The sequence below is a fragment of the Scandinavium hiltneri genome (assembly GCF_024764835.1).
Lineage (GTDB): Bacteria > Pseudomonadota > Gammaproteobacteria > Enterobacterales > Enterobacteriaceae > Scandinavium > Scandinavium hiltneri.
The window spans coordinates 375,866-382,999 of the sequence record NZ_JALIGE010000072.1 but is presented as its reverse complement, the minus strand read 5'-3'; the positions used below and the strand labels follow the sequence as shown (position 1 = coordinate 382,999).

The following is a 7,134-nucleotide window of genomic DNA, read 5'->3' as shown; positions in this document are numbered from 1 at the left end:
GACACTGTTTGTACACTGGAAGTTCATGATCAGATAGAGTTGAATAACAGGAGCCGTATGAGGTGAGAGCTTCACGTACGGTTCTGTGAGCGGCCAGAGGGGGAGGATCCCTCTGGTCTACTCGACCCCCGGTGCAGGTACTGTTGCCGGGTAATAAGAAGACGAAGACCGGGCGGTTGTGGACGTACGTTCGTGATGACCGCAACGCCGGGTCAGCACTGGCACCGGCCGTGTGGTTCGCCTATAGCCCAGACAGAAAAGGCATCCACCCACAGACCCATCTTGCGGAGTTCAGTGGTGTGCTGCAGGCAAATGCGTACGCCGGGTTCAACGAGCTTTACCGCAATGGCCGGATAATGGAAGCCGCCTGCTGGGCTCACGCCCGCCGTAAAATCCACGATGTGCATGTCCGAACGCCATCGGCGCTGACGGATGAAGCCCTGAAGCGTATCGGCGAGTTGTATATCATCGAGGCGGAAATAAGGGGAATACCGGCAGAACAGCGCCTTGCCGAACGTCAGCAGAAAACGAAGCCACTGCTGAAATCACTGGAAAGCTGGCTGCGTGAAAAGATGAAAACCCTGTCGCGACACTCGGAGTTGGCGAAGGCGTTCACATACGCCCTGAACCAGTGGCCGACCCTGACGTACTATACAGAAGATGGCTGGGTGGAAGCAGATAACAACATCGCTGAAAATGCCCTGCGGATGGTCAGTCTGGGTCGTAAAAACTGGCTGTTCTTCGGTTCTGACCATGGTGGTGAGCGGGGAGCACTGCTGTACAGCCTGATCGGGACGTGCAAACTGAATGGCGTGGATCCAGAAAGCTACCTTCGCCATGTGCTTGACGTCATAGCTGACTGGCCGGTCAATCGGGTGAGTGAACTGCTCCCCTGGCGCGTCGCACTGCCAACTGAATAACACATCCCCGTCAATACGGTTCTCGCTGGACGCTTACATTTAATATGCATTAATGGGATTTATCATGGCACGACTGAAATTAGCGGCAAAGCAGCATGACGTCAGTATTGTTGATGTCTACCTCAACGGGCTGGCTGCCAGTGGACGAAAGAGCATGCTGAGTTTGCTTAATCACAGTGCTGCAATCCTGCATACCGGTAAGAAGGCGGCGACGTATGACTGGTCACAGTTACGTTATGAGCATGTGTCAAAGGTGCGGGTGAGGTTGCTGGATCAGGATTATGCTATTGCGACAGTGAACATGGCGCTGGCGGCGCTGAAGGGGATTGCCCAGACAGCATTCAATTTGCAGTTGCTTGATGCGGATTCGCTTGGACGCATCAGGTCAGTGAAACGAGCGAAAGGTGACAGTGGCCATAAGGGAAGGGCGTTGAGCCAGGCGGAGGTGAAGTTGCTGATAGACGCCGCCAGCGAACATCCGCAGCCATTACGACAAAAAAGGGACAGGGCCATTGTGCTGACGTTATGTGGCGCAGGTCTGAGGGTGGGCGAACTGGCTGCTTTACGCATTGAAGACTTTTGTCCCGTGACGCATGTACTGACGGTGCGCCAGGGAAAGGGCCGTAAGTACCGACAGATCGCCGTCAATACTGCGGTTGCTAATGCGGTGCTGGGGTGGTGTGAAGCTCTGGCTACACAGGGGCCGTTGTTCACAGGCCTTCATCGAAACGGCCAGTTGAGGGAGCGGGCACTCAGTTCGGCGGGGATTACCACCATCCTGTGGCAACTGGGTAAGGTTGCTGAGTTACAACCCTTCACGCCTCATGATTTACGACGAACGTTTATTACACGATTGCTGGAGCAGGGTGCTGATATCAATATCGTGCGCCAGCTGGCAGGACACAGCGATATCAGCACCACCGCGTTGTATGACAAGCGATCAAAAGAAATACAGGCGGCAGTATCAAGAGCTCTTGCATTCTAATCCTGAACTTTTTTAGACCGTGGCTTACGCTGATTGAGTTCTCCGATGAGCTCATTCACTTGGGCCGGGTCGCGTAAAAAACTCACATCTCCTACTTTCCAGGGCTGGGGGTGAATATGAACTATTTGCTTGTATTTAAATATGTCATCTGCAGTGGGAATTCCCTTTTTATTCATAAAGTTAACAATTTCATTCTTGTTTTCACCTTTATTGTTTCGCGTTATGACTAACTGGTAAAGTACATATATCCACATGGACTTCATAGACTTAGGAAGTGTAATCAGCACTGGAGATTCAGGGGGAACGCTTTCGCTCATTTCCTGATTGAATAGGGTTTCAATACAGAGAGCAAGCTTCAGACTTAAGGCTTCCGGATCTGTAAGACTACTATCATTCACAGGCCATTTGTGGTGATGACATAAATAATCAAGTTTGCAGGATGTATCACTTCCAAGTTTTATTTTTAAAGTAGAAAGCTCTTTTAATGTCTCTTTCATGACATGTCTCCATAGTAAAATGTTATATAAGGCAAGTATAGTCTGCGTGATCCGCTCCACGATTGGCCTTGCTCATTTTTTTATCAATTATTTTTCGTGATAATAGTGCGTTACATCACATAACCAAAATATATTTGGATAAATGGAAAAAGCTTTTTATTTGCTAGATTCGTCAAACTCAATTTAGTTTAACTAGAAAGTGGCGCCGATGGGGTTAACTAGCGATTCTGTGTTTTTCTTATTCAGAAATATCAGACTGTCAAGAATTTGCGGTCAATAAATTTTGTGTATACTAATAATGTCATCTGAAAAAGAGGATGGTCTGATGTCAAATTTAATTAAAATAAACGAGGTGTTACGGCGCTGTGTTATATCTCGCGCAACGCTCTATAGACTGTTGGCCAATAATGAATTTCCAAGACAAGTATTACTCTCAAAGAGAGCAATAGCATTTTATGAGAATGAGGTAGATGAATGGATTAAAGCACGAAAACGCGTAGGTAAAGAGTAACTATATCGTTGTTTGAATCTACTTAAACCAGGAGCATATCATGTTTAATTTGGAAACCATTGAGCAGGCACAATCAGAGAATGTACATCGCGTTAAAATCATGCGCAAAAAATATGAGAGCAAACCAGTGCCTAAAATAAAGAAACTAATAACAGTCATTGAAGATTGTTCAGTTGACACCCCTTGTAAGAGTATGGCCTGTGCTAAGTGTCAGCGGCAACGACGACAGAAATATATAGAAAAATGGCTTCCTTATTTCGAAAATCATACAGGGTATAAATTCGTCACCCTGATATTTTATCAAGATATGATATCTAATAATGAGCTTACACATTGGAGCCCTGATAATCTGATACAGCGGTTGGGCAAGGCGTTAAAGCGAATGGGATTTTGTGACCCTGTTATAGGTGGGTTTGAGATGGACTACCATAGATATACACATAATATTAAAGAAAGTTATTGGTTGCCTCACTTTCATTTGTTGGTGCCGGATGAACCAGATAACTTAGAAAAGTTGCGGAACTATATGCTGCGGGATAAAAACCTGCACGCCAGGAAGGGGAGGAGAAATCGGCCAATACGTATTGACGATATTGATGAGATAGCTAAGGTATTAAGCTATTGTGTAAAAGGTTTTTGGCAAGAAATTCCATGGTTCATAAATGATAAAGGGCTACTTAAGAAAGTGAAAAATAAGAAGAGGATTACGAATAAGACAGTATTCGTCAAATCACTTTTGCTTCTGGACCAGTTGAAGGAGTCTCACCTGAACTTTAGTGTAAATGTCCAAAATAGGTAACAGGAGGAAATCAAAAAACACTCTAAACTATCATGCAATATGTATAAAGAGTGCAATATTGTATCTTAAGTAACGTTTAGAGTGTTATGTTATTTTACGCAGGAGGTAACACTGATTATTTATTATTAACATACATAATACATCACTTATATGACATTTATGTACGTGATTTGGTGATTTGTGATTTCAGACAATAGAGTTAATGTTTAAAGAGGTTTCAACTATGACTAAGAAATCAGGTCTCTCGGTGAAATTGTTGGCGATATCTTCATCTGAAGAAGGACAAAAATCATATCGTTATATTAAACTTCATGATGTGCATAATTATAAATACAAAAAAATCCTAATCTTATCTTCTGATGTTAATGATCCGAAGATCTTAAAGAGGCGATTAATTGATGAGGGGCTATCGCTGGAAATGACAGCTAAAGATTGGGGAGATGTATATTCAGAATTAACTAAAGTTCCTAAAAAACGCGTAAGACTTTGCATACGTCCAGGATATATTGATAAGGATGGTTTTTTGTCATATTTGACAATGAGTGGTGAGTTTTATGGTAGAAGTGGTAATGAAGAACTGAAACCATTACCGTACCCTGGTTCAAAATCTTTTCCCTTTGAGGAGTCTTGCAATGGAACATTGGATGAATGGAAATATTATGTTGCGGCTCTGGCACTACATAGTCCACAAATGACGCTTGCAATGTGTAGTGCTTTCGCGGGGTATTGTTGCTATTTGTCTGATATTGAAACAGGTGGTTTTCATTTTTATGGTAATAGCTCTAGTGGCAAAAGTACGGCCTTGCATGTCGCAGCATCAATTCGAGGAGATAAGCAATTGGTGAAATCATGGAAAATGACAGATACCGCATTTGAGGAAACAGCAGAGGCTTATAATGATAACTTACTTATCTTGGATGAGCTTAAGTTATCAAATAAAAAGCAAGAACATGCAGCCCAGGACGTACAACATTTAATTTATATGTTAAGTGAGGGACAAGGAAAAAAAAGGTCTGTTGAGTTTCAGAAAACAGTACATCGCTGGAGAATGATAATCCTTAGTGCGGGAGAGCGTAGCCTGGGCCAGCACGCGCAGGATGGTGGTATAGAAAAAATGGATGGGGAGAAAACACGGTTGATAGATATTCCTATTAAGAATGACGGGGGGGATGGGATATTTGATAGTATTCCTGCGGATTTTGACTCTGGGACATTATCGGAAACGATTCAATATAATTGCAGCAAATATTATGGCGCAGCGGGAGAGTGTTTCCTAAGTAATCTTGTTGCAAGGAATAAACAAGACAGCAAGGATTTGATAAAAAAACATGTTAATGCCTTTTTAGACACCTTTTTAAAAAGTGAAGGAGGAGTGCAACGAAGAATTGCTAAGCGATTTGCATTGGCATATGCGGCTGGAATGTTGGCGGTGAAATATAAAATATTGCCCTCGACGTATGATAATATAGCCTCTTCTGTTGGTTACTGTTATCATTTAGCAATAAGTACCTCCACCAGCAAGTTGGGTTGTTTATTCTCTAAAGAATTTATTGATTATTTTTTGTCGGAAATGGTTGTCGATTCAAGATCAGGGATCCATAAGCGAGATGATCTTGAGTCAAGTCTGGCATTCATTGTGGACATAAATAATGTCAGTGTCTTTGCTATCGACAACGAATACTTGAGTAATAATTTGTTGATATCAAAAAAGGATTGTGTGGCTCTTTTAAAAAATAAAGGGATTATTTATTCTGATGCTCAGGGTAAATCAACAAGGCAAATTACATATCAGGGGCGTGGAATGACCCGAAGGTATTGTTTGAAATTGCAGCCATTTATGGATTTGCTTAATGGGAAAACCATGTAATAGTTAACTGAGTAGTATGTGTATATTTCTTGTGATGTTAGAGTTTATTTCTCATGTAATATTGTTAAGCATGTCTTTTGTTATTTTTACTTGTCCACCTGCATTATCCTTATGTGTAAATTTTACTTTCCAGCAGGTGGGTAACTTAAATAAACTTCCAGTGTGAATCTTTGTATGATGTAAATAATGACTCGATACAATATGCTAATTAAGAGGTGAAATGGCCTGTTTATGTATGGTGTTTATAGTTCCATTCAAGGTGTAGTGGATAGCTAAATTTGGCCACTTTAACAGATATGTGAATTTCTGCTTGTCGCTCTAAGCTGCCTGTAATGCTACTTCAGAAATAGGCTTAGCGAATGGAAGGGACTTCCCCTGGATATGCGCCTGGTTAAATTTCGTGCAATCATGGGGTAAACATTGACCCAGAGGGATTCGTTATGACCATCACCACTGTCGGTATCGATCTTGCCAAAAATGTATTTGCTGTTCACTGCGTTGACCAAAATGGTAAAGCAGTTCTGGTTAAACCCAAGGTGTCGCGTGCAGCACTTCCTGAACTCATCGCAAGTTTACCTCCCTGTGTAATTGGAATGGAAGCCTGCTCGGGCGCCCACTATTGGGCAAGATTATTCAGGCAGTATGGCCATGATGTCCGGTTGATGGCTCCGAAATTTGTCTCACCCTATCGCATGGCGGGTAAGACCGGGAAAATGATGCAGCTGATGCAATAGCTATTTGTGAGGCCGTGCAGCGGCCGCATATGCGCTTTGTACCAGTCAAAGACGAAAGCCAGCAGGCAATGCAATGCATACATCGGACAAGACAGGGATTTATCCAGGAAAGAACAGCAACGTATAACCGTCTTCGGGGGCTGGTATCTGAATTCGGGATTATCGGCCCACAAAGCACTGATGCTCTGCGTCATATTGTTTCTGACCAAAAGGAAACTCTGCCAGTACAGGTCAGGCTTTGCATTGATGATCTATTGGCGCATATTACTAATTTTGAAGAAAAAATAGCCGAATATGACAAGGTATTATCTCAAGTGGCCAAAACAGATCATCGCAGCCAGCAGTTACTTCAGTTTAGACTGGTACTGTTTACAGGGGGGAGATCAAACTGAGCAGAAGGTCTGCTGTGAGCGAGGAACGGACGTACAGGAAATCATACAGCCCAGCTTGGAGCGAACTGTCTAACCGGAACGGGGCGTGGTGATTTAGGTAAGGCTTCCACCACAACACGTAAACCGCATGACGGGAACAGGAGAGCGCAAGAGGGAGCCATCAGGGGGAAACGCCTGGTATCTCTATAGTCCTGTCGGGTTTCGCCACCACTGATTTGAGTACCGGAAACCGCTGTGTTTCTGTGAAACTCATCAGGGGGGCGGAGCCTATGGAAAAACGCGACCGCGTGGCCTTTCTCCTTGCCCTTCTTACGGCTGGCACAACAGTTTCCCATTGCGTGTGCGCCGCCACCGCTCGCCGCAGCCGAACGACCGAGCGTAGCGAGTCAGTGAGCGAGGAAGCGGAATATCAGCTGTTCTTACCCTGGG

The 7,134-nt window shown here is 43.8% G+C and carries 5 protein-coding genes and 2 pseudogenes; 6 read left to right on the top strand and 1 reads right to left on the bottom strand.

What is annotated here, in order from left to right:
* Positions 1 to 125 precede the first annotated feature (125 nt).
* A pseudogene (tnpC, locus tag MUU47_RS10665) lies at positions 126 to 920 on the top strand (IS66 family transposase); the annotation flags it as partial.
* Between the two features lie 64 nt (positions 921 to 984).
* A complete protein-coding gene (locus MUU47_RS10660; RefSeq protein WP_258988175.1) occupies positions 985 to 1,905 on the top strand; it encodes a tyrosine-type recombinase/integrase in 921 nt (306 codons plus the stop codon).
* On the opposite strand, the gene MUU47_RS10655 is transcribed toward MUU47_RS10660, so the two are convergent.
* Positions 1,902 to 2,402 carry a hypothetical protein gene (locus tag MUU47_RS10655; protein ID WP_258988174.1) on the bottom strand — a complete coding sequence of 167 codons (501 nt, stop codon included), beginning with the start codon at positions 2,400 to 2,402 and terminating at the stop codon, positions 1,902 to 1,904. The two genes, MUU47_RS10660 and MUU47_RS10655, sit on opposite strands and share 4 nt — an antisense overlap.
* A gap of 298 nt (positions 2,403 to 2,700) precedes the next feature.
* Here MUU47_RS10655 and MUU47_RS10650 point away from each other — a divergent pair, with 298 nt between their 5' ends.
* The 4 genes and pseudogenes from MUU47_RS10650 to MUU47_RS10635 form a co-directional block, all read left to right on the top strand.
* Entirely contained in the window at positions 2,701 to 2,913 is a 213-nt protein-coding gene (locus MUU47_RS10650; protein WP_309578263.1) for a helix-turn-helix transcriptional regulator, read from the top strand.
* Between the two features lie 40 nt (positions 2,914 to 2,953).
* On the top strand, positions 2,954 to 3,712 hold the full coding sequence (locus MUU47_RS10645) for a hypothetical protein (RefSeq protein WP_258988172.1): 759 nt from the start codon (positions 2,954 to 2,956) through the stop codon (positions 3,710 to 3,712).
* A 223-nt stretch (positions 3,713 to 3,935) separates the two neighbouring features.
* Positions 3,936 to 5,579 carry a DUF927 domain-containing protein gene (locus MUU47_RS10640; RefSeq protein ID WP_258988170.1) on the top strand — a complete coding sequence of 548 codons (1,644 nt, stop codon included), beginning with the start codon at positions 3,936 to 3,938 and terminating at the stop codon, positions 5,577 to 5,579.
* A gap of 440 nt (positions 5,580 to 6,019) precedes the next feature.
* A pseudogene (locus tag MUU47_RS10635) lies at positions 6,020 to 6,672 on the top strand (IS110 family RNA-guided transposase); the annotation flags it as partial.
* Positions 6,673 to 7,134: the final 462 nt, after the last annotated feature.